Origin of the sequence: Pseudacidovorax sp. NFM-22, from assembly GCF_021401245.1 — a bacterium.
GTDB lineage: Bacteria > Pseudomonadota > Gammaproteobacteria > Burkholderiales > Burkholderiaceae_C > Xenophilus.
The window spans coordinates 202,668-227,445 of record NZ_JACBFY010000006.1 but is presented as its reverse complement, the minus strand read 5'-3'; the positions used below and the strand labels follow the sequence as shown (position 1 = coordinate 227,445).

Here is a 24,778-nt window from a genome sequence, read left to right as displayed (position 1 = left end):
GAGGCGGCAAGCCCGTCGATCCACATGAGAGAGGGCGCCGGCCCGTCGCTTCTGCGGGGCTTGTCAGACGAACACGAGCCGAGAGCGAGGTGCAATGGCAGTTTACAGCATGACCGGTTACGCCAGCGGCCAGAGCCGCGCGTCGAGCGCGGACGCGCCCGCGGGCGAGGAACGCCCGGGCCCCGGCCTCGGCCTGGAGCTGCGCGCCGTCAACAGCCGCTTCCTGGACCTGAGTTTCAAGCTGCCCGAAGAGCTGCGCCAGCACGAGCCGGCCCTTCGCGAACTGCTCACCCGCCGCCTCAAGCGCGGCAAGGTCGAGATGCGAGGCTCGGTCGAGACCGGCACGGACGCCGCGGTGGCCGAGCCCTCCGTGCGCCTCCTGCAGCGGCTCAACGGCGTCCAGGACGCGGTGCGTGCCTGGCTGCCCACGGCCCGCGAGCTGAGCGTGGCCGATGTGCTGCGGCTGGCCGGCAGCGACGGCGGCCGCACGCTCCCCGCCGAACAGTTCGACGTCGTCGCCCTCGCCACCTCCGTGGTGGACGACCTGATCGCGGCGCGCGAGCGCGAAGGCGCCCGGCTCGTGGCCTTGCTGCAGGAGCGGCTGCAAGGCCTGCGCGCCCTGGCCGAGCAGGCGGAACCGCTCGTGCCCCGGCTCGTGGAGCAGCAACGCACCCGCTTCCTGGAGCGCTGGCAGGAAGCCATGGGCCTGGCCGCCGGCAGTGCGACGCCCGAGGCCGCGCAGGACCGTGCGCTCTCCGAGGCCACGGCCTTCGCGATCCGCATCGACGTCGCCGAGGAACTGGGCCGTCTGCGCGCCCACCTCGACGAGATCGACCGGCTGCTCGCCAAGGGTGGCGAAGTCGGCAAGCGGCTCGACTTCCTCATCCAGGAGCTGCACCGCGAGGCCAATACGCTGGGCTCCAAGTCGGCGGCGCTCGAACTCACCCGCATCGGCGTCGACATGAAGGTGCTGATCGAGCAGATGCGCGAGCAGGTCCAGAACATCGAATGAGCGCCATGGAATATCCTGGAAACCTGTTTGTCGTCGCGGCGCCGAGCGGCGCCGGCAAGTCCAGCCTGGTCAAGGCCTTGCGCGAGCTGGATTCGGCCGTCAATCCGTCGGTCTCGCACACCACCCGTGCGCCGCGCGGGCAGGAGAAGCACGGCCGCGAGTACTTCTTCGTCTCGCCCGCCGAATTCGACGCCATGGTGCAGGCCGAGGCCTTCCTGGAGTGGGCCAATGTGCATGGCCACCGCTACGGCACGTCCAAGCGCGCGGTGGAAGAGCGCATCGCCTCGGGTGCCGACGTGATCCTGGAGATCGACTTCCAGGGGGCGCTGCAGGTGCGCAAGGTGTTCGCCAACGCGGTGCTGATCTTCATCCTGCCGCCCAGCTGGGAAGAGTTGCGCTCCCGCCTGGAGCGCCGCGGCGAGGACGCCCCCGAGGTCATCGAGCTGCGCTTGCAGAATGCGGCGGAGGAGATGACGCAAACCCGTGAATTCGACTACGTTATAATCAACGAGTTATTTGAACGCGCGCTTTTCGACCTCAAAGCGATCGTTCACGCGCAGCGGCTTCGCTACTCTGCCCAGCGCCGCGCCCGTGCCGATACCTTCGCGGCACTGAACATTCCCTGACACTTCATCAAGGCATACCGTCATGGCCCGCATCACCGTCGAAGACTGCCTGCAGCAGATCCCCAACCGCTTCCAGCTCGTACTGGCCGCCACCTATCGCGCCCGCATGCTGAGCCAGGGCCATGCGCCCAAGATCGAGAGCAAGAACAAGCCCGCGGTCACCGCCCTGCGCGAGATCGCCGATGGCAAGGTCGGCCTCGAGATGCTCAAGAAGGTTCCGGGCTGATTGCCGCCACCTCTTGCAACTCCGGCGAAGAACAAGCACCTTTCGAGGTGCTTTTTTTGCGCCCGGAGACCGCGGGACGCTTCAGCGGCTAAAGTCGAAGCATGAGTGTGGTCCTTCCCTCTTCCGCGTCCGGCGCGGCGCCGGCGCCCGGCAAGGCGCCGACCGCTGCGCTGAACGCGGCCGCGGCCAGCTTCGCGGCGCTGACCGCGCGGCTGGACTACCTCGCCGCGGAGGATGTGGAACTGGTCCGCCGTGCCTACCGCTTTGCCGACGAAGCCCACCTGGGCCAGTTGCGCAACAGCGGCGAGCCCTACATCACGCATCCCATCGCCGTCGCCGCCCAGTGTGCCGAGTGGAAGCTTGATGCCCAGGCGCTGATGGCTGCGCTGCTGCATGACGCCATCGAGGACTGCGGCGTCACCAAGCCTGAGTTGGTCGAGCGTTTCGGTTCGGCGGTGGCGGAACTGGTGGATGGCCTCACCAAGCTCGACAAGCTCCAGTTCGACACGCGCGAGGAGAACCAGGCCGAATCCTTCCGCAAGATGCTCTTGGCCATGGCGCGCGATGTGCGCGTCATTCTCATCAAGCTGGCCGACCGTACGCACAACATGCGTACGCTCAGCGATGCGCCGCGGGCCAAGTGGGGCCGCATCGCGCGCGAGACGCTGGACATCTACGCCCCCATCGCGTACCGCCTGGGGCTCAACCAGACCTACCGCGAGCTGCAGGAGCTTTCGTTCCGGCACCTCAAGCCATGGCGCCACGCGATCCTGACCAAGGCCGTGGCCAAGGCCCGCAGCCGCCGGCGCGACCTGATCCAGAAAGTGCAGCGCGACGTGGAGACTGCATTCGCCGCTGCCGGGCTGCAGGTGCGTATCGCTGGCCGCGAGAAGACGCTGTACTCCATCTACCGCAAGATGGACGACAAGCACCTGAGCTTTGCACAGGTCACCGACATCTACGGCTTTCGCCTGGTCGTGCCCAGCACCATCGCCTGCTACACGGGCCTGGGCGTGCTACACCAGCTGTACAAGCCGCATCCGGGCAAGTTCAAGGATCACATCGCGATCCCCAAGATCAACGGCTACCAGTCGCTGCACACGACGCTGGTGGGCCCTTCGGGCGTGAACGTGGAGTTCCAGCTCCGTACCGAAGCGATGCATGTGGTTGCCGAGTCCGGCGTGGCGGCACATTGGCTGTACAAGGCCGCCGGCGATGCAGACCAGGGCGAGCGGCTCAGCGCCAAGTGGCTGCAGTCGCTGGTCGACATCCAGGACGAGACGCGCGACGCGCGTGAGTTCTGGGAACACGTCAAGGTCGACCTGTTCCCGGACGCGGTCTATGTCTTCACGCCCCGCAGCGAGATCCTGGCGCTGCCGCGCGGTGCCACGGTGGTGGACTTTGCCTATGCGATCCACACCAACGTGGGCCACCACGCCTCGGCGGCGCGCATCAACGGAGAGCAGGTGCCACTGCGCACCGAACTCAAGAACGGCGACGTGGTCGAGGTGATCACCGCGCCGGTCTCCACACCTAACCCGGCGTGGCTGGGCTTCGTTCGCACGGGCCGGGCCCGCTCGAAGATCCGCAACTACCTCAAGACGCTGGCCCAGGCCGAGTCGGAGCGCCTGGGCGAAAAGCTGCTGTCCCAGGCGCTGCGTGCCGAGGGCGTGCGCAAGTTGCCGGGAACCGAAGCGGACTACCAGGCGATCTGGGACAAGCTGCTGCGCTTCACTGGCAACCGCAACCGCGAAGACCTGATGACCGACATCGGCCTCGGCAAGCGGGTGGCCAGCATCGTGGCCAAGCGACTGATGACGCTGCTGGCCGAGCGTGGCGAGAAGCCCGATGCGCTGCTGATGAGCCGCGAGCGCTTCACGGCGCATGAGAACGTCTCGCAAGGCGCGGTCACGCTGGACGGCAGCGAGAACTCATCCGTGCGCTTTGCGCTGTGCTGTCGCCCCGTGCCCGGCGATCCGATCGTGGGCTATCTGGGCCATGGTGAAGGTCTGGTGGTCCACACCGACGCCTGCGGGGTCGGCCAGCGACTGCGCCACAAGGACGCCGAGCGCTTCTTCGCCGTGGAATGGGCCGACGAGCCCGTGCGCAGCTTCGAGACGGGCATCCTGGTGACGGTTCGCAACGACAAGGGCGTGCTGGCGCGCGTCGCCTCCACCCTCGCCCGGGCCGAGGCGGACATCACCCACGTCGAGATGCCGGACGAAAGCCAGCAGGATTCGACCGACCTGCGCTTCGTCATCGCTGTGCGCGACGCAGCCCATGTCGAATCCGTGCTGCGCGCCGCGCGGCGTACACCGTCGGTGCTGTCGGCCCGGCGGATCGTGCCTGCACCCTGAGCGCCCCCCTACGCCGTCGGCCGGCCGCGCTGTGGTCCGATCAGCGGGAGGCCGGGGCGGGGTACACGACCTCGACCACCTCGATCTCCTGCGTACCGCCGGGTGTCACCAGCTTGAGCGCATCGCCCACGCGGGCCTTGAGCAAGGTCCGCGAGATGGGCGCGATCCAGCTCACCTGGCGTTGTGCGCTCTCCGCCTCGTCGATCCCCAGGATGGTGACCGTGTGCTCCTCGCCGGATTCGTCCGCATAGGTCACGGTGGCGCCAAAGAACACTTGGTCGCTGCCGTGGTGGACCGATGGATCGGTCACTTCGGCGATTTCCAGGCGCTTGGTGAGAAAACGGATCCGCCGGTCGATCTCTCGAAGCCGCTTCTTGCCGTACAGGTAGTCGCCGTTTTCCGAGCGATCACCATTCTTGGCGGCCCAGTGGACGGCTTCGACCACCTTGGGACGCTCCACATCCATCAATGACAGCAGTTCGGCACGCAGGCGCTCGTAGCCCGCTGGGGTGATGTAGTTCTTGCCACCTGGGGGCAAGGGCGGGAGGCCGCCCGCCTCGTCGTCCTCATCACCGTTGTCGCTTTCCTTGGTGAAGGCTTTGCTCATGCGCGAGATCCCTCAAAAGTTTCGGACAAAGAAAAACGGGCTAGCGCTTGTGGCGCTAACCCGTTGTTCCCCATAGGGAAATATGGTGCGGCTGGCAGGAATCGAACCCACGACCCCTTGGTTCGTAGCCAAGTACTCTATCCAGCTGAGCTACAGCCGCTGAGCTTTCTAGTATAGCACGACATTTTCGTGGCGCCAACTATCAAGCAAAACTTTCTTCGTTTCTTCCGTCCTGGTAGGCCGTGCTGGGCTTGAACCAGCGACCAAAGGATTATGCCTACCACTTCAGCTTTCGCTGCCCGTTTCCGGTTCGTGGTCTGGACTCTGTCTTGCCTTTCGGCCTTCCCGTCGAGTCTCTACACGTTCCCCTTTCGGGGCTTCGCTCGGCGTTGGCCTGGCGCTCGGAAGAGCACGTTAGCGTTCGCCGAATTTGAGAAGTTCTACTTCAAGGCAGAGTGAACTTACCTTGAGCAACCCGTCGGGCCTCATCCGTTGGCGCCGAGGCACCTTTAGGCTGCTGCCCTTCAAGTCCTCTGCTCTAACCAACTGAGCTAACGGCCCGAAGAGGTGAGATTATGACACGATTTTTTTAGCCTCTGTCACGCGGAACGAAGGCACGACCCGAAAAAGATTTGCCGCCGGGGCCACGACCGGCGCCCGAAGGACGACCGTCGCGCGCAGCAGGCGCGGGCCGGCGGCTGTCGCCGTGCGAGCGGGGACCGCCAAAGCCCTCGCCATGTCCACGACCGCCAAAGCCTTCGTTGTGTCCACGATGACCTGCGAAGCCTTCGCCAGAACGCGGGCCGCCGAAGCCCTCTTGACGGCCGCGATGGCCGCCCCCGAAACCGTCGTCGCCCTGAGGCCGGCCAAAGCCGCCCCCTGCGCGAGCGCCGCCGTCAAAGCCCTGCGAGCGCTGGCCGCCATGACGCGCGCCGCCCGAGGACTCACCCCAGCCCTGCGCACGGCCACCGCCGGCAAAGCCGGGCGAGCGACGGCGGTCGTCTCCTTGGCGACCGGCGGGACCACCACGGCCCCGGCCCGCGCCGCCACGCGGCGGCTGGGCCGTCGGCGCACGGCGGGTCGGCTCCATGCCTTCGATCACTTCGGGCTGGAACTGCTGCTTGGTGAAGGCTTCGATGTCGAAGATGCGACGCTGGTCGCGGAACTCGGCGAAGGTCACGGCGATACCATCGCGGCCCGCCCGCCCGGTACGGCCGATGCGGTGGGTGTAGTCCTCCGCCTTCATCGGCAGGCCGAAGTTGAAGACGTGGCTGATCGTCGGCACGTCGATGCCGCGGGCAGCGACGTCGGTGGCCACGAGGATCTGCACTTGGCCGTTGCGCAGCGCCATGAGGCGACGGTTGCGCAGGCCCTGGCTCAGCGCCCCGTGCAGCGCCACGGCGGAGAAGCCGGCCTGCTGCAGGTCATTGGCCAGGCCGTCGCATTCGATCTGCGTGCTGGCGAAGACCACGGCCTGCTGGATGGCCGTGTCACGCAGCCAATGATCGAGCAGCGCACGCTTATGGCTGGCGTGGTCGGCCCAGTGCAGCACCTGACGGATGTTGGCGTGCTTCTGCTGCGGGCTGTCGATCTGCACCTTGCGCGGCTCGCGCATCACGCGGGCGGCCAGTTGCTGGATGCGCGGCGCAAAGGTGGCGCTGAACATCATGGTCTGCTGGCGCTGGATGGTCAGCTGGTTGATCTCGGCCAGGTCGTCGGCGAAGCCCAGGTCGAGCATGCGGTCGGCCTCGTCGACGACGAGGAAGCGCACCTGGTCCAGCTTGATCTGCATCGACCGCTGCAGGTCCAGCAGGCGGCCGGGCGTGGCCACCACCAGGTTGGCGTTCTGCAGGCGGGCAATCTGCAACTGGTAGGGCATGCCGCCCACCACGTTGGCGATGCGCAGGCCGCGGCAGTGGCGCACCAGTTCGATGGCGTCGTGGGCCACCTGCTGCGCCAGTTCGCGCGTGGGGCACAGCACCAGCGCGCCGGGGACGGCCGCCTTGAAGTTGCGCGACTGCGTCGGGTTGACGCGGCGGGGCTTCTTGGGCGGCGCTTCGCCGCGGGCGGCGGCTTCGGCCGCCAGGCGGGCGTGCTCGGCCTTGGCCTCTTCTTCTTCGCGCTGCTGTTGCAGCAGCAGCGTGTGCAGCACGGGCAGCAGGAAGGCGGCGGTCTTGCCGCTGCCGGTCTGGCTGGAGACCATCAGGTCGACGAAACCGGCGGCGCTGGCGTCTTCGTCGCCATTGCCCGCCATGGCCATGGGGATGACCTTCGTCTGGACGGCGGTGGGTTCGGTGTAGCCCAGGTCGCGCACGGCGGCAACGAGCTCAGGAGCCAGACCCAGTTCGGCGAAAGGATGGGGGCCTTCGGGCGCAGCCGCCTCGGCGGCGACGTCGTTGGCCAGGGCGGCTTCGGGCGCGTCGGCGCGGCCATCAGCCACGATTTCGGTGGAAAAGGAAGGGTCGAGCACGGGCGCAGCAGCGCCCTGCTCATGCAGGGAGTCGGTCATAAAACTGATCGTGAACGCACGCCGCCCCGTTGGGGCAGGCACGTTGGAGGTTCAGAAAAACATCAACCATCCAACGACGATCGGCGCGTGGCGATCCGGGTGAGGATCAGGCGCCGTGGTCGGGTTCATCGAGCTGTTCCGCGCTGTGCGGGAGCCGCCGACCAATGTGCAAGAAGGGAGATGCGCAAACTCGCTGCGGTCTTGGTTTTGCAGCGAGCCCATGATTATGGCAGGAGTTCAGGGTTTTGCCTAATCCCGCTTTGAGCAAATGTTCAATCCTGCAGGCGCAGGAAGGTGTCGCGGTAGTGCAGCAGCTCGTCGATGGACTCGTGCACGTCGGCCAGCGCCGTGTGGGCCTGCTGTTTCTTGAAGGCCGCATAGGCGGCGGGCTTCCAGCGCTTGGCCAGCTCCTTGAGCGTGCTGACGTCGAGGTTGCGGTAGTGGAAAAAGGCCTCCAGCCGCGGCATGTACTTGACGAGGAAGCGGCGGTCCTGGCCGATGGTGTTGCCGCACATCGGCGAGCCGCTGCGCGGCACGTAGCGCATGAGGAAGTCGATGAGCTGCTGCTCGGCCGCGGCTTCGTCGAGAGTCGACGCACGCACTTTGTCGATCAGGCCGCTGCGGCCATGCGTACCCTTGTTCCACGCGTCCATGGCGTCGAGCACGGCGTCGCTCTGGTGAACGACGAGCACGGGGCCGTCGATACGCACCGACAAGTCGGGGCTGGTGACGACGACGGCGATCTCGAGCAGGCGCTCCTTCTCGGGATCGAGGCCGCTCATCTCGCAGTCGAGCCAGACGAGGTTCTGGTCGCTCTTGGGGAGGGCCGGGGCAGAAGAGGCTTGGGATGCGGACATCGGGGCATTCTCGCCCACAGTCACCTGCGCCCCGTGTGGCCGGTGGGCGCCCACTACACTGCGCCACGCATGTCCGCCTCCCTTGCCTTCACCCTTCTTTTCGCCGTCGCGCTGAGTGCCGGATTGCTGCTGCGCTTCTGGCTGGCGGCACGCCAGATCCGCCATGTGGCCCGGCACCGCGATGCCGTGCCCGCGCCTTTTGCCGGCACCGTCGATCTGGAAGCACACCGCAAGGCCGCCGACTACACGGTCGCGCGCATGCGCTTCGGCCTGATCGAAGCCGCCTGGGGCGCGGCCACCCTGATCGCCTGGACCTTGTTGGGCGGCCTGGACCTGCTGGACAAGACGCTGGCCGCCTGGCTCGGCGCCGGCATGTGGCAACAGCTCGCGCTGCTTGGCGCCTTCAGCCTGATCGGCGGGCTGATCGACCTGCCCTTCACCTGGTGGCAGACCTTCCGGCTCGAAGAGCGCTTCGGCTTCAACAAGATGACGCCCCGGCTCTGGCTGGCCGACCTGCTCAAGGGAACGGCACTGGGCGTGGCGCTGGGCCTGCCGCTGGCCGCACTGGTGCTCTGGCTGATGGGTGCGGCCGGGCCGCTCTGGTGGCTATGGGCCTGGGTGGCGCTCGCGGGCTGGACGCTGCTGCTGCAGTTCATCGTCCCGACCTGGATCGCCCCGCTGTTCAACAAGTTCTCGCCGCTGGACGATGAATCGCTGAAGCAGCGCGTCCAGACGCTGATGACCCGCTGCGGTTTCGCGGCGAAGGGCCTGTTCGTGATGGACGGCAGCCGCCGCAGCGCCCACGCCAATGCCTACTTCACTGGCTTCGGCCGGTCCAAGCGCGTGGTGTTCTTCGACACGCTGCTGCGGCAGCTCACGCCGGGCGAGGTGGAGGCGGTGCTGGCCCACGAACTGGGCCACTTCAAGCACCGCCATATCACCCGCCGCATGGGCCTGATGCTGGTGCTGAGCCTGGCGGCCTTCGCGCTGCTGGGATGGCTGTCGGCCCAGGCGTGGTTCTACACCGGGCTGGGCGTGCAGCCGCACATGGCGGCGCCCAACGATGCGCTGGCGCTGCTGCTGTTCATGCTGGTGGTGCCGGTGTTCAGCTTCTTCGTCTCGCCGGTCATGGCGCGCATGTCGCGTCGGGACGAATTCGAGGCCGACGCCTTCGCGGCCACGCATGCCGACGGTGCCGACCTGTCCCGCGCCCTGCTCAAGCTGCACCAGGACAACGCGTCCACGTTGACGCCGGATCCGGTCTATGTCGGCTTCTATTACTCCCACCCGCCGGCGGCGCAGCGCCTCGCGCGGCTGCAGCCGGCCGCGGTGGCCTGAGGACATCCGTGGGCCGCAGCAAGCACAGCACGCAAGTCGGCGCCGCACCCGCCACGGCAACGGTGCAGCCAGGCCTGGTGGTTGGCAGCCACGGCCGCCACTGCCTGGTGGAATCGCCCGACGGCGAGCGCCGCATCTGCCACCCGCGCGGCAAGAAGAGCCAGGCCGTGGTGGGCGACCGGGTGCAATGGCTGCCAAGCACCGACGAGGGCACCATCGAACGGGTGGACACGCGCCGCAATCTCTTCTACCGCCAGGACGAGATCCGCACCAAGTCCTTCGCGGCGAACTTGGACCAGATCCTGATGCTGGTCGCGGCGGAACCCGACTTCTCGGAGCATCAGCTGGCGCGGGCGCTGATCGCGGCCGAGGCCGAGCACATCCGCGCGCTGATCGTGCTCAACAAGAGCGACCTGCCAGGCCTCTTCTCGCCGGCCTGGGAGCGGCTCGCACCCTACCGCCGCATGGGCTACGGGGTGCTGCCCCTTTCGCTGAAGGACGACGGCGCCTCGGGCCTGGCCGAAGTGCAGGCCGAACTGGCCGGCCGCACCACGCTCATCCTCGGACCCTCGGGCGTGGGCAAGAGCACGCTGGTCAACCGGCTGGTGCCCTCGGCGCTGGCCCAGACGGGCGAGATCTCGCAGGCACTCAATTCGGGCCGCCACACCACCACGACGACCACCTGGTACTGGATGGACAAGCCAGCCGGGACGGCCTTGATCGACTCGCCCGGATTCCAGGAATTCGGCCTTCACCACATCGAGCCCACGCAATTGCCGGCGCTGATGCCCGACATCGCGGCCCACACGGGCGAATGCCGCTTCTACAACTGCACGCACCGGCACGAGCCTGGGTGCGGCGTGATCGCCCATGTGGAAGGTGACGAGCGCAACGTCAACAGCGACGCGGACATCAGCGCGATGCGCTACCGCATCTACAACGAGCTCTTCGGCGAGCTGAGCCGGCCGGCGTACTGAAGGGCCACGGGCTGCGCCCCGCCTCCCAGTCGCAAGCCGGACATGCTGGCGCGACCAGCCGCGCCGAACCTCGCCTCAGCCTCAGCCTCAGCCTCAGCCCTCCAGGATCGCCTGCAGCGCCTCCACCAAAGCGCTGCACTGCGCCCGCGTGCCGATGCTGATGCGCAGCCACTGGTCGATGCGCGGCTGCCGGAAATGCCGCACCAGCACGGCACGCTCACGCAGCGCTGCCGCCAGGGTGGCCGCATCGCGCTGCGGATGGCGTGCGAACACGAAGTTGGCCTGCGAAGGCAACACGTCGAAGCCGAGATCCTCCAGCTGCAGCGTCAGCCCTTCGCGCGTGTCGATCACCGCGCGGCATTGCGCGCTGAACCACTCCTCGTCCTCGATGGCCGCCTGTGCGCCCGCCTGTGCCAGCCGGTCGAGCGGGTAGGAGTTGAAGCTGTTCTTGATGCGGGCCAGGGCCTCGATGAGCGGCGCCTGCCCAAGCGCAAAGCCCACACGCAGGCCGGCCAGCGCGCGCGACTTGGAGAGGGTCTGCACCACGAGCAGGTTGGGATGGGCCTCGACCAGCGCCGCAGCGCTGCGGGCACCGAAGTCCACATAAGCCTCGTCGACCAGCACCACCCGCGTGGGACAGGCGCGCAGCAACTGTTCGATGGCGTCCAGGGGCAGCCCCTGCCCCGTCGGCGCGTTCGGATTGGCGATCACCACGCCCGCGCAGCCCTGCTCCGCCCGCAGGGCCAGGGCGTCGATGTCGATGCGCAAGGCCTCGTCCACCGACACTGCCTCGGCCTCGATGCCGTGCAGCTGGGTCCAGACCCGGTAGAAGCTGTAGGTGACATCGGGAAAGAGCAGGGGCTCGCCGCGCTGGAAGAAAGCCAGGAAGGCGTGGCTCAGCACCTCGTCGGAGCCGTTGCCGACGAACACCTGCCCGGGCTGCAAGCCATGACGGCGGGCGATGGCCTCGCGCAGCGACGTGGACTCGGGATCGGGGTAGCGCTGCAGCCCTTCACGCGCGGCCTCCGCGATGGCGGCGATCACCCGCGGCGACGGCGGACTCGGATGCTCGTTGGTGTTGAGCTTGACCAGGTTGGCGATGCGCGGCTGCTCGCCGGGCACATAGGGCTCGAGCCCCGCGACACGCGGGCTCCAGAAGGCAGGATAGGGATGGGACATATCGCTCGCCATGCGGCACAAGACCGCCGAGGAAGATGAAAGAGAGAAGACGGCGTGGGCCTTCAGCCCAGCAGGCGCGCCAGCGTCAGGAGCGCCAGCAGCAGCATCCACAGCACCACCGAGCGCCACACCAGGCCCACGACGCTGCGCAGATGGGCCGGCTCGGGCTCTCGCCCCGCCGTGCCGCCACCGGCCGACATGGCAGGACCGGGCTGGTCGGCAGCATCCACCAGCGCGTCGGCCAGCGGCCGGCTGGGCCGCAACTGCTCGCCACCCAGGCGTACATTGAGCGCCCCCGAGGTGGCAGCCAGGATCACGCCATCGTTCACCCCGGCGAAATGACGCGCGTCGTTGCGCCAGCAGTCGATGGCTTCCTCGAAGCTGCCGACCACCGCGAAGCCCAGGGCCGTGATGCGGGCGGGGAGCCAGTCGATCACCGTCCATGCGCGGTCCGCGGCCTGCTGCACCCAGACGCTCGCCGGCTGGCTCATGGCGTTGTGCTTGTAGGCCCAATAGCGGCCGACGAACTCGCTCATGCGATAGAACACGGCCCCGGCCGGCCCCAGCCCCAGCAGCGCGCCCAGCGAGAACCATGCAAGCACGCCCAGCACATGGCGGTGCGCCGCAATGACCGAGTACTCGATCACGTGCCGGACGATCTCGCTGCGCGGCAGCTCGGCCGCGTCGACCCGTTGCCAGCGTGCGAGCAGGCTGCGCGCGAGCGCCTCGTCGCCCACATCCAGCGCGTCGCGAATCTCCGTGAAGTGATGGCTGAACTGCCGGAAGCCCAGCGTGACGTAGAGCACGCCCACGCCCCAGACCAGCGCAAAAGGCGCGCCCAGCGTGAGCATCAGCAGCCAGTGCAGCCCCAGTGCCAGCAGGCTGGGCGCCCCCACTGCCAGCGACCATGCGACCCATCCGTGGTGCGGCTTGCCGGCATCGAAGTTGCGGCTCGTCCAGCGTGTCCAGGCCAGCGCCGCGCGAGCCGCCGGGTTGTCGGATGCCAGCGGCCGGACCTGCTCGATCAGCAGCGCGCACAGGATGGCAAAGAAGCTCATCGAGGAATCATAAGACGGCCCTGAGGCCCGCCACGGACTCCGGCAGCGCAGCCATCGCTGGCATGCACAGTGCCGTCATGCAGCCAGGAAACGGTAGAGATTGCGCAGCATGCCCGCCGTGGCGCCCCAGACGAAGCGCTCGCGGCCGCCGTCCTGGTACGGCATCGAGAAGAAGTGCCGCGCCGCGGGGCCCTCCCCTTCCACCTGATGGCGGCGATGGTGGGCCGGGTTCATCAGGAAGGCCAGCGGCACTTCGAACACGTCCGCCACCTCGGCGGGATTGGGTCGGAGCACAAAGCCGGGCTGCACCAGCGCGACGACCGGCGTCACGACAAAGGCGGTGATGGTGGTGTAGGTGGGCAGTTCACCCAGCACCTCGACGAAGCCCGCCTCCAGTCCCACCTCCTCCCACGCTTCGCGCAAGGCTGCCGCAGCGATGCTGGCATCGCCGGGATCCACCCGCCCGCCCGGAAAGGCGATCTGGCCCGAATGGGTGGACATGCGGGTGGCGCGCTCGGTCAGCAGCACCGTGGGCTCGGCCCGCTGCACGATCGGCACCAGGACGGCAGCAGGGGCGGGGTTGCGGCGCGTCAGGCTCGGCTCCCGGCGGACTTCGGGGGTCCACGTCACGCTGTGGGGCGTGGAGAAGCGCTCGCGCAGGGCCGCAGCCGTCAGACGGGCGGCAGGCACCGCGGGCAGGTGGCGGTCGATGCGGGTCACCGGCACGGCGCGCGGATCCGTCACCGCCCCGGCCGGCGTGCCGACCGCGTTGACCACCTCGGGCGGTGCATGGCCCGGGCTACCGGAAGAAGGGTGTTCAGGACTCAGGGACATGGCGGTGAACTGCAATGAAAAAGGCCGCCCGAAGGCGGCCCTGTGCGGACGGCAGGAGCGGTGACCGGTCCTGCCTGCACGTCGCGATCAGTTCGCGGCGGCCGCGTTGGAGGCCTTGCCCGGCAGCTTTTCCTTGATGCGGGCAGAACGGCCACTGCGCTCGCGCAGGTAGTACAGCTTGGCACGGCGCACGTCGCCGCGGCGCTTGACTTCGATGCCGGCGATCAGCGGGCTGTAGGTCTGGAAGGTCCGCTCGACGCCTTCGCCGCTGGAGATCTTGCGCACGGTGAAGGCGCTGTTCAGGCCGCGGTTGCGCTTGGCGATGACGACGCCTTCGTAGGCCTGCACGCGCTTGCGGGTGCCTTCGACCACGTTGACGCTGACGATCACGGTGTCGCCAGGAGCGAACGCGGGGATCTTCTTGCCCAGGCGGGCGATTTCCTCTTGCTCGAGGGTCTGGATGAGGTTCATGGTTTCCTGCGAAAGGATCGTGTCCGCGCTGCACTGAAGGCGGCTGCCGGTGCCTGCGGCATCGCGAGTTGCGAAGAAGGCGCCGGATCCACAAGGGCGAGCCTCGGGACGAGGGCCGCGGCCGGACAGAGGATCGAAAAGCCCTCGATTATAGCGCGGGCTGCGGCAGTTGCTGCAAGTACTGCTCGTCCCGCGGCTGGAGACGGCCTTCGGCGCGGGCCGCGGCGATCAGGTCGGGCCGGCGCTCGGCCGTCAGCGCCAGCCGCTGCTCCCGCCGCCAGCGCTCGATCTGGGCGTGGTGGCCGGACATCAGGGGCGCCGGCACGGACATGTCGCGCCAGACCTCGGGTCGCGTGTAGTGCGGACAGTCGAGCAGGCCATCCAGCTCGGGATTGAAACTGTCCTGCGCATGGCTGTCGGCGTCGCCGAGCACGCCGGGCTGCAGCCGTGCCACGGCATCGAGCAACGCCAGCGCCGCCAGTTCGCCGCCGGACAGCACGAAATCGCCCAGGCTGATCTGGTGGGTGACGTAGCGGTCGATGAAGCGCTGATCCAGCCCCTCGTAGCGGCCGCAGAGCAGCACCGCCCCCGCACTGGCCGCCCATTCGGTCACCACCGCGTGGCGCAATGGCTGGCCCACGGGCGAGAAAAGGACCACGGGCGAGGCCTCACCCCGGTCGGCAACGGCAGCCTCCACGCAACGGGCCAGGGGCTCGGCCATCATGACCATGCCGGGCCCGCCGCCGAAAGGCCGGTCGTCGACGCGCCGGTAATTACCTTCGGCAAAGTCGCGCGGATTCCAGAAGCGCACGTCCACCTGTCCGGACGCAAAGGCGCGCCGGTTGATGCCGTTGGCGAGGAAGGGCGCGAACAGTTCCGGAAAAAGGGTGAGGACGTCGAAGCGCATGCGCGTCCGCGTGCAGGCGGCAGTGGGCCAGCCGCTCAGTAGTCGGGCTGCCAGTCGGCCACGATGAGGCGGCCGGCCAGATCGACCTTGTCGACGATGGCGGAGACGAAGGGAATCAACCGCTCGCCGGGCTTGTCGCCTTCGGCAGCCGGCGGCACCTCGAGGACCAGGGTGGTCTGCGGGCCGGTCGCCAGCAGTTCACGCACCGTGCCCAAGGCCACGCCTTCGCGGTTGACGACCGACAGGCCGACAAGGTCGACCCAGTAGTACTCGTCGTCGCCCGGCGTCGGAAACAGGGAGCGCGGCACGAAGATGCGCGCACCGCGCAGGGCCTCGGCCGCGTTGCGGTCGGGCACCTCGTCGGAATGCGCCACGATGCAGTCGGTGTGCTCGCGGGCTTCTCGGATGGGAAGTCGAAAGACCTGGCGACCGTTGCCAGGCGGCTGGAGGAACCAGCGCTTGGAAGTGAACAGCGCCTCGGGCTCGGCGCTGTGGGGCAGGACCTTGAACCAGCCCTTGATGCCCCAGGCATCGACGATGCGCCCGACTTCGATGGCGTCCGCCGGCAGTTCGGCAGCGTCGAGCGTGGGCAGCATCGGCGACGGCGCGCCGATCAGGCGGCGGCTTGTTCGGCAGCGACAGGGGCGGCGGTGCCGGCCTGCTTGATCAGGCGCACCACGGTGGGCGAAGCCTGGGCGCCGACGCTCTTCCAGTAGGCCAGGCGGTCCTGGGCGATACGGATGCTTTCCTCGCCGCCGCGGGCGGTGGGGTTGTAGAAGCCCAGACGCTCGATGAAGCGGCCGTCGCGACGGGTGCGCTTGTCGGCGACGACGATGTTGAAGAACGGACGGCCCTTGGAGCCGCCGCGGGAGAGTCGAATGACGACCATGATTTATCCTTGGGGTGGAGCCAGCCGCAGGTTTCTGGGAATGCCTGGGATCGGCCGGTGAATTCTTCTCCAGCGTTGAGACACGCGACATGGCCACCCGGCCAGCGACACGCTGAAAAGCCCGCCAGTATAGCGCCCTTCCGCACCCCTGCTTCCATGCACCTGACCATTCGACCCAGCCGCGACGAAGATCTCGCGGCCATCACGGCCATCTATGCCCATCACGTCCTGAACGGCACGGGCACCTTCGAGACCGACGCCCCGACCCAGGCCGACATGTCCAATCGCCGGGCCGACGTGCTGGCCAAGGGCCTGCCCTATCTGGTGGCCGAGAACGAGGCCGGCGAGGTGCTCGGCTTCGCCTACTGCAACTGGTTCAAGCCGCGGCCCGCTTATCGCTATTCCGCCGAGGACTCGATCTATATCGCCGACGCCGCACGCGGCATGGGCGTCGGGGCACGGCTTCTTGAAGCCCTGGTCGCCGCCGCCCAGGCAGCCGGTGTGCGCAAGCTCATCGCCGTGATCGGCGACTCGGCCAATGCCGGGTCGGTCGGCGTCCATCGCAAGCTGGGCTTCGTCGAAGTCGGCGTCATCAAGGACTGCGGCTGGAAGTTCGGCCAGTGGCGCGATGTGGTGCTGATGGACAAGGTGCTCGGCGAAGGCAGCAGCACGTCACCCGAATAAGGACCCGCCATGACCATCGACACCCAGGCCGGGACCGTCCCCGGCGCCGTTACCGTTCGCAGCCCCCGCAGCAAGACCCTCGCAGCGTGGCTCGCCTTCGTGGGCGGCCCGCTGGGACTGCACCGCTTCTACCTCCACGGCCTGGGCGACATGCTGGGCTGGCTGCTGCCGATCCCGACGGCGCTGGGCCTCTACGGCGTGGAGCGGGCCCGCATGTACGGGCTGGACGACGGCTGGAGCTGGGTGCTCATCCCGTTCCTGGGCTTCACCATCGCGGGCTGCGCGCTGATGGCCATCATCTACGGCCTGATGACGCCGGAACGCTGGAACGCGAAGCACAACCCGCAGCTCGCGCCCGATGCGGCGCCGGGCACCACCAACTGGTTCACCATCGGCGCCGTCGTGCTTGCATTGCTGATCGGCGCGACGGTGCTGATGTCGAGCATCGTCTTCAGCTTCCAGCGCTACTTCGAGCACCAGATCGAGGAAGGCCGCCGCATCTCGCAATGAGCAGGTGGCAGGCCGGCGCGCCGCCGCCTCAGAACAGCTGCATGCTCAGCCAGTAGGCGATGGCTGCCACGAAGGCGGCGGCGGGGATGGTGAAGATCCATGCCCACACGATGTTGCCCGCCACGCCCCAGCGCACCGCGCTGGCGCGTTGGACCGACCCCACACCGACGATGGCACCCGTGATGGTGTGCGTGGTCGACACGGGAATGCCCAGCGCCGTCGCCAGGAACAGCGTCAGCGCCCCGCCCGTCTCGGCGCAGAAGCCGCCCACCGGCTTGAGCTTGGTGATCTTCTGGCCCATGGTGCGCACGATGCGCCAGCCACCGAACATGGTGCCCAGGGCAATGGCCGTGTAACAGCACACCACCACCCAGGTGGGCGGCGAGGTGTCGGCGGCGGAGGCGTAGCCGGTGGCCAGCAGCAGCATCCAGATGATGCCGATGGTCTTCTGCGCATCGTTGCCGCCATGGCCCAGGCTGTAGGCGCCGGCAGAGACCAGCTGGAGCCGCCGGAACCACCGGTCCACCCGGGAGGGCGTGGCCCGGCGGAAGATCCAGGCCACGGCCACCATCATCAGCGAGCCCAGCAGGAAGCCCAGCAGCGGCGAAACGAAGATGAAGGCCACCGTCTTCCAGATACCCGCACCCACCAGGCCCGAGGTGCCGGTCTTGGCCAACACGGCGCCCACGATGCCGCCGATCAGCGCATGCGACGAGCTGCTGGGAATGCCGTAGTACCACGTGACCAGATTCCAGCTGATGGCCCCGATCAGCGCGCCGAACACCACGTGCACGTCGATGACATTGGCATGCGCGATGCCCTTGCCCACCGTCGCCGCCACGCTGAGGTGGAAGACGAAGATGGCAATCAAGTTGAAGAAGGCGGCGAACAGCACCGCCTGGCCCGGCTTGAGCACGCCGGTGGACACCACAGTGGCGATGGAATTCGCCGCATCGTGGAAGCCGTTCATGAAGTCGAAGGCGATGGCCAGCGCGACCAGCACCACCACCACCCAGAGGGCGACCTGAACCGTTGCCATGGAGACTGCTCCCGGCGACTCAGGAGTTCTCGAGGATGATGCCCTCGATCACGTTGGCCACGTCCTCGCACTTGTCGGTGACCGTTTCCAGCAGCTCGTAGATGGCCTTGAGCTTGATCACTTCGCGCACGTCGGGCTCTTCGCGGAAGAGCTTGCTCATGGCGCTGCGCATGACCCGGTCGGCGTCGGATTCGATGCGGTCGATCTCTTCGCAGGTCTTGAGCGTGGCCTCGGCCACGGCGGGATCGGCGATCTTGCCCAGGTACTTGACGGCATCCTTGAGGCGGCCGCAGCACTTGACCGACAGGGCGGTCAGGCGGGAGATCTCGTCCGTCATCTGCCGCACGTCGTACAGCGCCATGGTCTCGGCGCAGTCCTGGATCAGGTCGGCCACGTCGTCCATCGTGTTGATGAGCTTGTGGATCTGCTCCCGGTCGATGGGGGTGATGAAGGTCTTGTGCAGCAGCAGGTTGACGTCGTGCGTCACCCGGTCGGCCGCGCGTTCGGCGTTGTCGACGTCGCGGTTGTACTGCTCACGCAGGTGTACGTCGTTGTAGTTGGCGACCAGCTGTTCGAAGGCCCGTGCGGCCTCGACGATGCGCTCGGCATGCTGGTTGAACATCTCAAAGAAATTGCCCTCGCGGGGCAGCAGCTTGCCGAGCATGAAATTGGCGTCCTTACACGAAAGATGCGACAGGGTGATGACACCCGAGCAACCCGCGAGTGTAAAGGGCGGCGCCTGCCGGCGCCCCCAACGGGTGCTTCAGAGGCGTTGGATGGCTTGGCCCGACACGGCTGCGAGCTGCGCCCCGTCAACCCGCTCGGGCGCGATTTCCGCCAGTGGCAACAGTACGAAGGCCCGCTCGTGCATCCGCGGGTGGGGCACCACGAGGCGCGGCTCGGCGATGCGGGCATCGCCATGGAGCAGCAGGTCCAGATCCAGCGTGCGCGGCGCGTTGCGATACGGTCGCTCACGGCCCGCCTCGAGCTCCAGGCGCTGCAGTTCATCGAGGAAATCGAGCGGCGACAGCTGCGTGTCGAGGGCGGCGACCGCATTGATGAAGTCCGGGCCGCCAGCATCGACGGGCGCGCTGCGGTAGAGGCTGGAGCGGGCGACCAGGCGCGTCCGCGGCAGGCCGCCAAGGTCGGCGAGTGCACGAACCACGGCCGCTTGGGCGTCGCCGAGGTTGGCGCCAAGCGCCACGTAGGCGCGCACGCAGGGCACTTCGGGTACGGCGTGCATGCCTGGGACGGGGCGACCTCCAGCGTCGCTGGCGATGGGTGCGCCCGTCGGCGTGCCCGGCGCGAGGCTCACGCCGCGTCGGGCGAGGAGCCGCCCGCGTCGCCCCCACCCGCCGCGCCGCCGCCGGTACGCGGCTTGCGGCGCCGCCGGCGCTTGCGCGGTGCCCCGCCCTCGCCGTCAACGGGCACCAGGGCCTCGTCGCCATCGCCGGTCTGTTCGCCCAGCGCGGCCTCGGCCGGTTCACCACCGCCTGTCGGCGCAGGCGCCGCGGCACGAGGGCTGCGCGTGTGCACGCGCGGTGCGCGGTTGCCCGACTGTGTCTTGCGCTGCTCCGCCCGCACCTGCTCGATCAGGTCCTCACGGCGGATGTCGTCGGCGGTGCTGAACTCCTGCCACCACTCGGCAATCGCCTCGTCCACCTCGCCGATGTCGGCGCGCAGGCGCATGAAGTCGAAGCCGGCACGGAAGCGCGCCTGCTCCACCAGGCCGTAGGGCGTGCTGCCGACGCGCTTGTCAAAGCGCGGCTGCATCATCCAGATCTCGCGCATGTCGGCCGCCAGCTTGCCGCGGCCCGACACGTCGCCGATGCGGGTGTTGAAGACGTCGTCGATGGCGTCCTGCAACGCGGGGATCGGCGGTTGTGCCCGCTGGCCCGGGCGCTCCTTGAGGCGCGCCTGCCAGCCCTCGCGCACATCGCTCCACAGCACGCAGGCCAGCAGGAAGCTGGCCGCCACCGGCTTGCCCTCGCCCACGCGGCGGTCGGTGTCGGCCAGCGCGGCTTTCACGAAGGGCAGGTCGGCGCGCTCCACCACCACGTCGAGCAGCGGATAGATGCCGCGCGCCAGGCCCAGCGTGCGCAGTTGCGCGATGCTGGCCAGTGCATGGCCGGTCTGCAGCAGCTTGAGCATCTCGTCGAACATGCGGCTCTGCGGCACGTCGGCCAGCAGCCGGGCCGATTCGACCAGCGGCGCCGCCGTCTTGGCGTCCATCTTGAAGCCCAGCGCCGCCAGCTTGGCCGAGAAGCGGATGGCGCGCACGATGCGCACCGGATCCTCGCGGTAGCGCGTGGCGGGGTCGCCGATCATGCGCAGCACCAGCTTCTGCGCGTCGCGGATGCCGTTGTGGTAGTCCACCACGATCTGCCGCGCCGGGTCGTAATACATCGCGTTGACGGTGAAGTCGCGCCGCGCGGCGTCCTCGTCCTGCGGGCCCCAGACGTTGTCGCGCAGCACGCGGCCGCTGGCGTCCACGGCATGCTTCATGGCCGAGAGTTCGCTCTTGCTGGTGCGCTCGTTGCCGGCCACCTGCTCGGCAGCGCCGGCCTCCATGTAGGCACGGAAGGTCGAGACCTCGATCACCTCGTGCTCGCGCCCCCGGCCGTACACCACGTGCACGATGCGGAAGCGCCGGCCGATGATGAAGGCACGGCGGAACAGGCCCTTGACCTCTTCCGGCGTGGCGTTGGTGGCGACGTCGAAATCCTTGGGCTTCAGGCCCAGCAGCAGGTCGCGCACCGCGCCGCCCACGATGTAGGCCTCGAAGCCGGCCTGCTGCAGCGTCGTCACCACATTCTTGGCCCGCTCGTCCACCAGGGCGGGGTCGATGCGGTGCACGCTGGCATCCACTTCCTGGCGCTTGCCGAAGCGCGAACGGCCGCCGCGGGCCGAGCCCGTCTTGGCCAGGATCTTGTCGATGAATTGCTTGATCATGGAATCCGTATGTCGGGCCGCCCCCGCAGGGCGGCCCGGAGTGTCTTCATTCGTTCTCGAGCATGTGCCGCACCAGCGGGATGGTGATGGCACGCTGCGTCTGCAGCGCATAACCGTCGAGCTTCTTGAGCAGCTCGATGAGGCTGCCCAGGTCGCGGCTGAAGCGGTGCAGCATGTAGTCGACCACCTCCGGCGGCAGCTTGAGGCCGCGCGCCGAGGCCAGCTCGTGCAGCACCGCCCGCCGCTCTGCCTCACTCAGCAGCTGCAGCTGGAACACATGGCCCCAGGCCAGCCGCGTGCGCAGGTCCTCGCGCAGCTTGAGGTCGGCCGGCGGCAGCTCGCCCGCCGCCACCACGCCGCACTGCAGCGACTGGGCCTGCACGAACCAGCTGAAGGCGGCCTGCTGCTGCACGGTGTCGTACAGGTGCACGTCGTCCATCAGCACGGCGTCCCATTGCTCGTCGAAGGGCGGTGGGTCGTAGAGGCCCGGGTGCATCCAGCCCAGCCGCGCCCCCTGGTCGTACAGGGCCGCGGCCACCGACTCCAGCAGGTGCGTCTTGCCGGTGCCCGATTCGCCCCAGAGATAGATCGGTACCGGCGAGTGCAGCGTGCCCCGGCCCGTGCCCACCCAGGCCCGCAGATGGGCCACCGCCTCTTCATTCGGCCCGACGTGGAAGCTCGCCAGCGTCGGCGCTGTCTGCAGGCCGATGTCGAGCGCGAGCTGCTTCATGCGAGGGAGATGGATGGCGGCGGAGGGGATGCGGGAATGCGGCGGGGCGGGCCGGAGCCGACCCTTAAAATCGCGTGAAATTCTATGCGGCCCGCCTCCGCGCCTGTCGAAGACGCCCGGGCCGCCTTCTTTTTGTCCCTTCCCTGCGCCGCTCGCCACCATGACTTCGCCCTCCTCCACCCCCCTCAGCTACAAGGACGCCGGCGTCGACATCGATGCGGGGGACGCGCTGGTCGACCGCATCAAGCCGCTGGCGAAGAAGACGATGCGCGAAGGCGTGCTGGCCGGCATCGGCGGCTTCGGCGCCCTGTTCGAGGTGCCCAAGCGCTACAAGGAGCCGGTGCTGGTCTCCGGCACCGACGGCGTGGGCACCAAGCTCAAGCTGGCCTTCGAATGGCAGATGCACGACACCGTTGGCATCGACCTGGTGGCCATGAGCGTCAACGACGTGCTGGTGCAAGGCGCCGAGCCGCTGTTCTTCCTGGACTACTTCGCCTGCGGCAAGCTGGACGTGGACACCGCCGCCCGCGTCGTGGGCGGCATCGCCCGCGGCTGCGAGCTGTCGGGCTGCGCCCTGATCGGCGGCGAGACGGCCGAGATGCCCGGCATGTATCCCGCCGGCGAATATGACCTGGCCGGCTTCGCCGTCGGCGCGGTCGAGAAGTCGAAGATCCTCACCGGCCAGAACGTCAAGCCCGGCGACGTGGTGCTGGGCCTGGCCTCGCACGGCGTGCATTCCAACGGCTTCTCGCTGGTGCGCAAGGTGATCGAGCGCGCCGGCACCGACCTGCCTGCCACGCTGGACGGCCAGCCCTTCCGCGAGGCCGTGATGGCGCCCACCCGCCTGTACGTCAAGCCGGTGCTGGCGGCGCTGGCCGCGCATCCGCACGGCGGCGAGGCGGGCGACGGCGGCATCAAGGCCCTGGCCCACATCACCGGCGGCGGCCTGCTGGAGAACATTCCGCGCGTGCTGCCCGAAGGCACCGCCGCCCACCTCACCAAGGGCAGCTGGCCGCAGACCGAGTTGTTCGCCTGGCTGCAGAAGGTGGCGGGCATCGACGACATCGAGATGAACCGCACCTTCAACAACGGCATCGGCATGGTGGTGGTGGTGGCCGCGGCGGACGCCGAGGCCTGCGCCGCCACGCTGCGCGCGCAAGGCGAGACGGTCTACCAGATCGGCACCATCGCCGAGCGCGGCAACGGCGCCGCGGTCGTCGTGGCCTGAGGATCCGCCCGGCAACGCCGTGACGATGCCGCATCCTGTCGCCGTCGGCGCAAACCGGCCGGTGGTCATCGCCAGCTACCTGCTGATGGGGCTGGGCCTGCTGGGCATCCTGGTCAGCCATCTGCTGGTGGGCCTGCTGTGCGCCTGCGTGGGCTTTCTGTTCACGCGCTGGTTCACGCGCCTCACGGTGCAGTGGGCACATCGGCGGCTGCCACCCCGCGCGCGGGCGCGGGTCGAATCGATCATCAAGGCCGTGGCGATCCTGCTGGTGGTGCTGGGCCCGCTGGCGCTGCTGGCGCTGGGCGTCTCGCAGGCGCGCGAATACGTGGTGGAGGCGCCGCAGCAGTACCGCGGACTGCTCGACTACATCGCCCGCACCATCCTTGAACTGCGCCAGAAGCTGCCGCCCGAGTTGGCCGCTTCGCTGCCGGCGGCGGCCGACGACGTCCAGCGCATGGTGGCCAACTACCTGCGCAACGAAGCGGGCACACTCGCCCTGGCAGGCCGGGCCTGGCTCAACGCCGTGCTGCACGGCTACGTGGGCCTGATCGTCGGCGGCCTGGCCGCCGTCGCGCTGCCGCCGCTCCACCGCCGCCCCCTGGCTGCCGAACTCCACCAGCGCATCACCACCTTCGGCCTGGCCTTCAAGCAGATCGTGGCGGCCCAGTTCTGGATTGCCAGCTTCAACACCGCCCTCACGGCCACCTTCCTGCTGCTGGTGCTGCCGCTGTGGGACACGCGGCTGCCCTACACGCCCGTGCTGATCACCTTCACCTTCGTGGCGGGGCTGGTGCCCATCGTGGGCAACCTGCTGTGCAACGTGGTGCTGACGCTGGTGGGGCTTTCGGTCTCGCCGGTGACGGCAGCGGCCTGCCTGGTCTTCCTGATCCTGATCCACAAGGCCGAGTACGTCATCAACGCCAAGGTGGTCGGCAAGCGCACCCACATGGCGGTGTGGGAATTGCTGTCGGTGATGTTCGTGGCCGAAACCGTCTTCGGGCCGGCCGGGCTGGTGGCGGCGCCGCTGTTCTACGCCTACCTCAAGAAGGAGCTGGAGGCGGCGAAGCTGGTCTGAGGCAGGCGCGGGACGCGATTTGCCGATGTCCGATTCCGATCGAAGGCGGGCGCAGCCGGTGCGGACGCAGGGCGCAGCGGTCCGAACAATGCAGGCTTCCTCAACGCCCAGACCGGAAGCAGCCATGACCACCGCCCTGCTCGTGATCGACGCCCAGGCGTCCTTTCTCCACCGCCCCTTCTACCGTCCCGACGACGTTCCCGCGTGGCTGGCCGCGCAGAACGCGCTGATCGCAGGCTGCCGCGACGCCGGTGTGCCCATCGTCAGGGTCTACCACGTCGACGGCCCGCACGATGCCGCCAACCCTTTCGCCGAGGAGAGCGGCCACGTCCGCCCCTTCGACGGCCTGGCCGATTTCGATGCCGACGCCACCTTCGTCAAGCACCGGCACAGCGCGCTGGTGGGCACCGGGCTCGACGTCTGGCTCACGCAGCAGGGCGTCCGCCGGCTGATCGTCAGCGGCATCCGCACCGAGCAATGCTGCGAGACGACGACCCGCCACGCCAGCGATCTCGGCTGGCAGGTGGACTATGCGCTGGACGCCACGCTCACCTTCGACATGGTCCAGCCCGATGGCCAGCCGCTGACGGCCCCGCAGATCAAGGCCCGGACGGCCACCGTGCTGCAGGGCCGGTTCGCGCAGGTGTGCAGCGCGGCGCAGGCCCTCGCACGCCTCCCGGCGTTCGAAACGGCCTGAAGCGCACAGAATCGCA

General features: G+C 68.4%; 26 protein-coding genes and 1 tRNA gene. 11 read left to right on the top strand and 16 right to left on the bottom strand.

Annotation, left to right across the window (positions count from 1 at the left end; genetic code table 11):
• Positions 1–94: 94 nt before the first annotated feature.
• The 4 genes from L0984_RS21360 (at position 95) to L0984_RS21345 (ending at position 4,221) form a co-directional block, all read left to right on the top strand.
• Entirely contained in the window at positions 95–1,012 is a 918-nt protein-coding gene (locus L0984_RS21360; protein ID WP_234196204.1) for a YicC/YloC family endoribonuclease, read from the top strand.
• A gap of 5 nt (positions 1,013–1,017) precedes the next feature.
• Positions 1,018–1,638, top strand: coding sequence for a guanylate kinase (gmk, locus tag L0984_RS21355; RefSeq protein ID WP_017758911.1), 621 nt, complete (start codon positions 1,018–1,020; stop codon positions 1,636–1,638).
• A gap of 22 nt (positions 1,639–1,660) precedes the next feature.
• Positions 1,661–1,864 (top strand): DNA-directed RNA polymerase subunit omega, encoded by a 204-nt coding sequence (rpoZ, locus tag L0984_RS21350; protein WP_017758912.1) that lies wholly within the window; start codon positions 1,661–1,663, stop codon positions 1,862–1,864.
• Between the two features lie 101 nt (positions 1,865–1,965).
• Positions 1,966–4,221, top strand: coding sequence for a RelA/SpoT family protein (locus L0984_RS21345; protein WP_234196202.1), 2,256 nt, complete (start codon positions 1,966–1,968; stop codon positions 4,219–4,221).
• A 40-nt stretch (positions 4,222–4,261) separates the two neighbouring features.
• Here the strand turns inward: L0984_RS21345 and greB are convergent, their stop codons facing one another.
• The 4 genes from greB to orn all read right to left on the bottom strand — a co-directional run bounded on the left by greB (position 4,262) and on the right by orn (position 8,194).
• Entirely contained in the window at positions 4,262–4,828 is a 567-nt protein-coding gene (greB, locus tag L0984_RS21340; protein ID WP_234196200.1) for a transcription elongation factor GreB, read from the bottom strand.
• A gap of 83 nt (positions 4,829–4,911) precedes the next feature.
• Positions 4,912–4,988, bottom strand: a tRNA-Arg gene (locus L0984_RS21335).
• Positions 4,989–5,417: 429 nt separating this feature from the next.
• Complete coding sequence (locus L0984_RS21330; RefSeq protein ID WP_234196197.1) at positions 5,418–7,337, bottom strand: DEAD/DEAH box helicase; 1,920 nt, start codon at positions 7,335–7,337, stop codon at positions 5,418–5,420.
• Positions 7,338–7,609: 272 nt separating this feature from the next.
• Positions 7,610–8,194, bottom strand: coding sequence for an oligoribonuclease (gene orn / locus L0984_RS21325; RefSeq protein WP_234196195.1), 585 nt, complete (start codon positions 8,192–8,194; stop codon positions 7,610–7,612).
• Positions 8,195–8,263: 69 nt separating this feature from the next.
• Here orn and L0984_RS21320 point away from each other — a divergent pair, with 69 nt between their 5' ends.
• The gene (locus L0984_RS21320; protein WP_234196193.1) at positions 8,264–9,532 is read left to right on the top strand and encodes a M48 family metallopeptidase; all 1,269 of its coding nucleotides are present in this window, start codon (positions 8,264–8,266) and stop codon (positions 9,530–9,532) included.
• A gap of 8 nt (positions 9,533–9,540) precedes the next feature.
• Entirely contained in the window at positions 9,541–10,509 is a 969-nt protein-coding gene (rsgA, locus tag L0984_RS21315) for a ribosome small subunit-dependent GTPase A (RefSeq protein ID WP_370646123.1), read from the top strand.
• A 93-nt stretch (positions 10,510–10,602) separates the two neighbouring features.
• Here the strand turns inward: rsgA and hisC are convergent, their stop codons facing one another.
• The 7 genes from hisC to rpsP all read right to left on the bottom strand — a co-directional run bounded on the left by hisC (position 10,603) and on the right by rpsP (position 15,847).
• Complete coding sequence (gene hisC, locus L0984_RS21310; protein ID WP_234196191.1) at positions 10,603–11,688, bottom strand: histidinol-phosphate transaminase; 1,086 nt, start codon at positions 11,686–11,688, stop codon at positions 10,603–10,605.
• A 62-nt stretch (positions 11,689–11,750) separates the two neighbouring features.
• Positions 11,751–12,746 (bottom strand): CobD/CbiB family protein, encoded by a 996-nt coding sequence (locus L0984_RS21305; RefSeq protein WP_234196190.1) that lies wholly within the window; start codon positions 12,744–12,746, stop codon positions 11,751–11,753.
• 75 nt (positions 12,747–12,821) lie between these two features.
• Complete coding sequence (locus tag L0984_RS21300; protein WP_234196188.1) at positions 12,822–13,580, bottom strand: CoA pyrophosphatase; 759 nt, start codon at positions 13,578–13,580, stop codon at positions 12,822–12,824.
• An 87-nt stretch (positions 13,581–13,667) separates the two neighbouring features.
• A complete protein-coding gene (gene rplS, locus L0984_RS21295; protein WP_017759816.1) occupies positions 13,668–14,051 on the bottom strand; it encodes a 50S ribosomal protein L19 in 384 nt (127 codons plus the stop codon).
• Between the two features lie 148 nt (positions 14,052–14,199).
• Positions 14,200–14,958: a tRNA (guanosine(37)-N1)-methyltransferase TrmD gene (trmD, locus tag L0984_RS21290; RefSeq protein ID WP_234196187.1), complete on the bottom strand. Its 759-nt coding sequence runs from the start codon at positions 14,956–14,958 to the stop codon at positions 14,200–14,202.
• Between the two features lie 35 nt (positions 14,959–14,993).
• Positions 14,994–15,554 carry a ribosome maturation factor RimM gene (rimM, locus tag L0984_RS21285; RefSeq protein WP_234196184.1) on the bottom strand — a complete coding sequence of 187 codons (561 nt, stop codon included), beginning with the start codon at positions 15,552–15,554 and terminating at the stop codon, positions 14,994–14,996.
• A gap of 17 nt (positions 15,555–15,571) precedes the next feature.
• Positions 15,572–15,847 carry a 30S ribosomal protein S16 gene (gene rpsP / locus L0984_RS21280; RefSeq protein ID WP_234196183.1) on the bottom strand — a complete coding sequence of 92 codons (276 nt, stop codon included), beginning with the start codon at positions 15,845–15,847 and terminating at the stop codon, positions 15,572–15,574.
• A 156-nt stretch (positions 15,848–16,003) separates the two neighbouring features.
• Between rpsP and L0984_RS21275 the strand changes: the two genes are divergently transcribed.
• Together L0984_RS21275 and L0984_RS21270 are read left to right on the top strand one after the other, a co-directional pair.
• Complete coding sequence (locus L0984_RS21275; protein ID WP_234196181.1) at positions 16,004–16,531, top strand: GNAT family N-acetyltransferase; 528 nt, start codon at positions 16,004–16,006, stop codon at positions 16,529–16,531.
• Between the two features lie 9 nt (positions 16,532–16,540).
• Entirely contained in the window at positions 16,541–17,041 is a 501-nt protein-coding gene (locus tag L0984_RS21270; RefSeq protein WP_234196179.1) for a TM2 domain-containing protein, read from the top strand.
• 28 nt (positions 17,042–17,069) lie between these two features.
• Here the strand turns inward: L0984_RS21270 and L0984_RS21265 are convergent, their stop codons facing one another.
• The 5 genes from L0984_RS21265 to hda all read right to left on the bottom strand — a co-directional run bounded on the left by L0984_RS21265 (position 17,070) and on the right by hda (position 21,762).
• Positions 17,070–18,080 (bottom strand): inorganic phosphate transporter, encoded by a 1,011-nt coding sequence (locus L0984_RS21265; RefSeq protein WP_234196177.1) that lies wholly within the window; start codon positions 18,078–18,080, stop codon positions 17,070–17,072.
• 19 nt (positions 18,081–18,099) lie between these two features.
• Positions 18,100–18,744, bottom strand: coding sequence for a DUF47 domain-containing protein (locus tag L0984_RS21260; protein WP_017759823.1), 645 nt, complete (start codon positions 18,742–18,744; stop codon positions 18,100–18,102).
• Positions 18,745–18,843: 99 nt separating this feature from the next.
• Positions 18,844–19,323, bottom strand: a complete 480-nt coding sequence (folK, locus tag L0984_RS21255) for a 2-amino-4-hydroxy-6-hydroxymethyldihydropteridine diphosphokinase (protein ID WP_234196175.1) — start codon at positions 19,321–19,323, stop codon at positions 18,844–18,846.
• A 68-nt stretch (positions 19,324–19,391) separates the two neighbouring features.
• The gene (gene pcnB / locus L0984_RS21250; RefSeq protein WP_234196173.1) at positions 19,392–21,032 is read right to left on the bottom strand and encodes a polynucleotide adenylyltransferase PcnB; all 1,641 of its coding nucleotides are present in this window, start codon (positions 21,030–21,032) and stop codon (positions 19,392–19,394) included.
• Between the two features lie 46 nt (positions 21,033–21,078).
• A complete protein-coding gene (hda, locus tag L0984_RS21245; RefSeq protein ID WP_076507839.1) occupies positions 21,079–21,762 on the bottom strand; it encodes a DnaA regulatory inactivator Hda in 684 nt (227 codons plus the stop codon).
• Positions 21,763–21,922: 160 nt separating this feature from the next.
• On the opposite strand from hda, the gene purM reads away from it, so the two are divergent.
• From purM to L0984_RS21230, 3 genes are all read left to right on the top strand, one after another.
• On the top strand, positions 21,923–22,990 hold the full coding sequence (gene purM / locus L0984_RS21240) for a phosphoribosylformylglycinamidine cyclo-ligase (RefSeq protein WP_234196171.1): 1,068 nt from the start codon (positions 21,923–21,925) through the stop codon (positions 22,988–22,990).
• Between the two features lie 25 nt (positions 22,991–23,015).
• Entirely contained in the window at positions 23,016–24,065 is a 1,050-nt protein-coding gene (locus L0984_RS21235) for an AI-2E family transporter (RefSeq protein ID WP_234196169.1), read from the top strand.
• Positions 24,066–24,189: 124 nt separating this feature from the next.
• A complete protein-coding gene (locus L0984_RS21230; protein ID WP_234196168.1) occupies positions 24,190–24,762 on the top strand; it encodes an isochorismatase family protein in 573 nt (190 codons plus the stop codon).
• Positions 24,763–24,778: the final 16 nt, after the last annotated feature.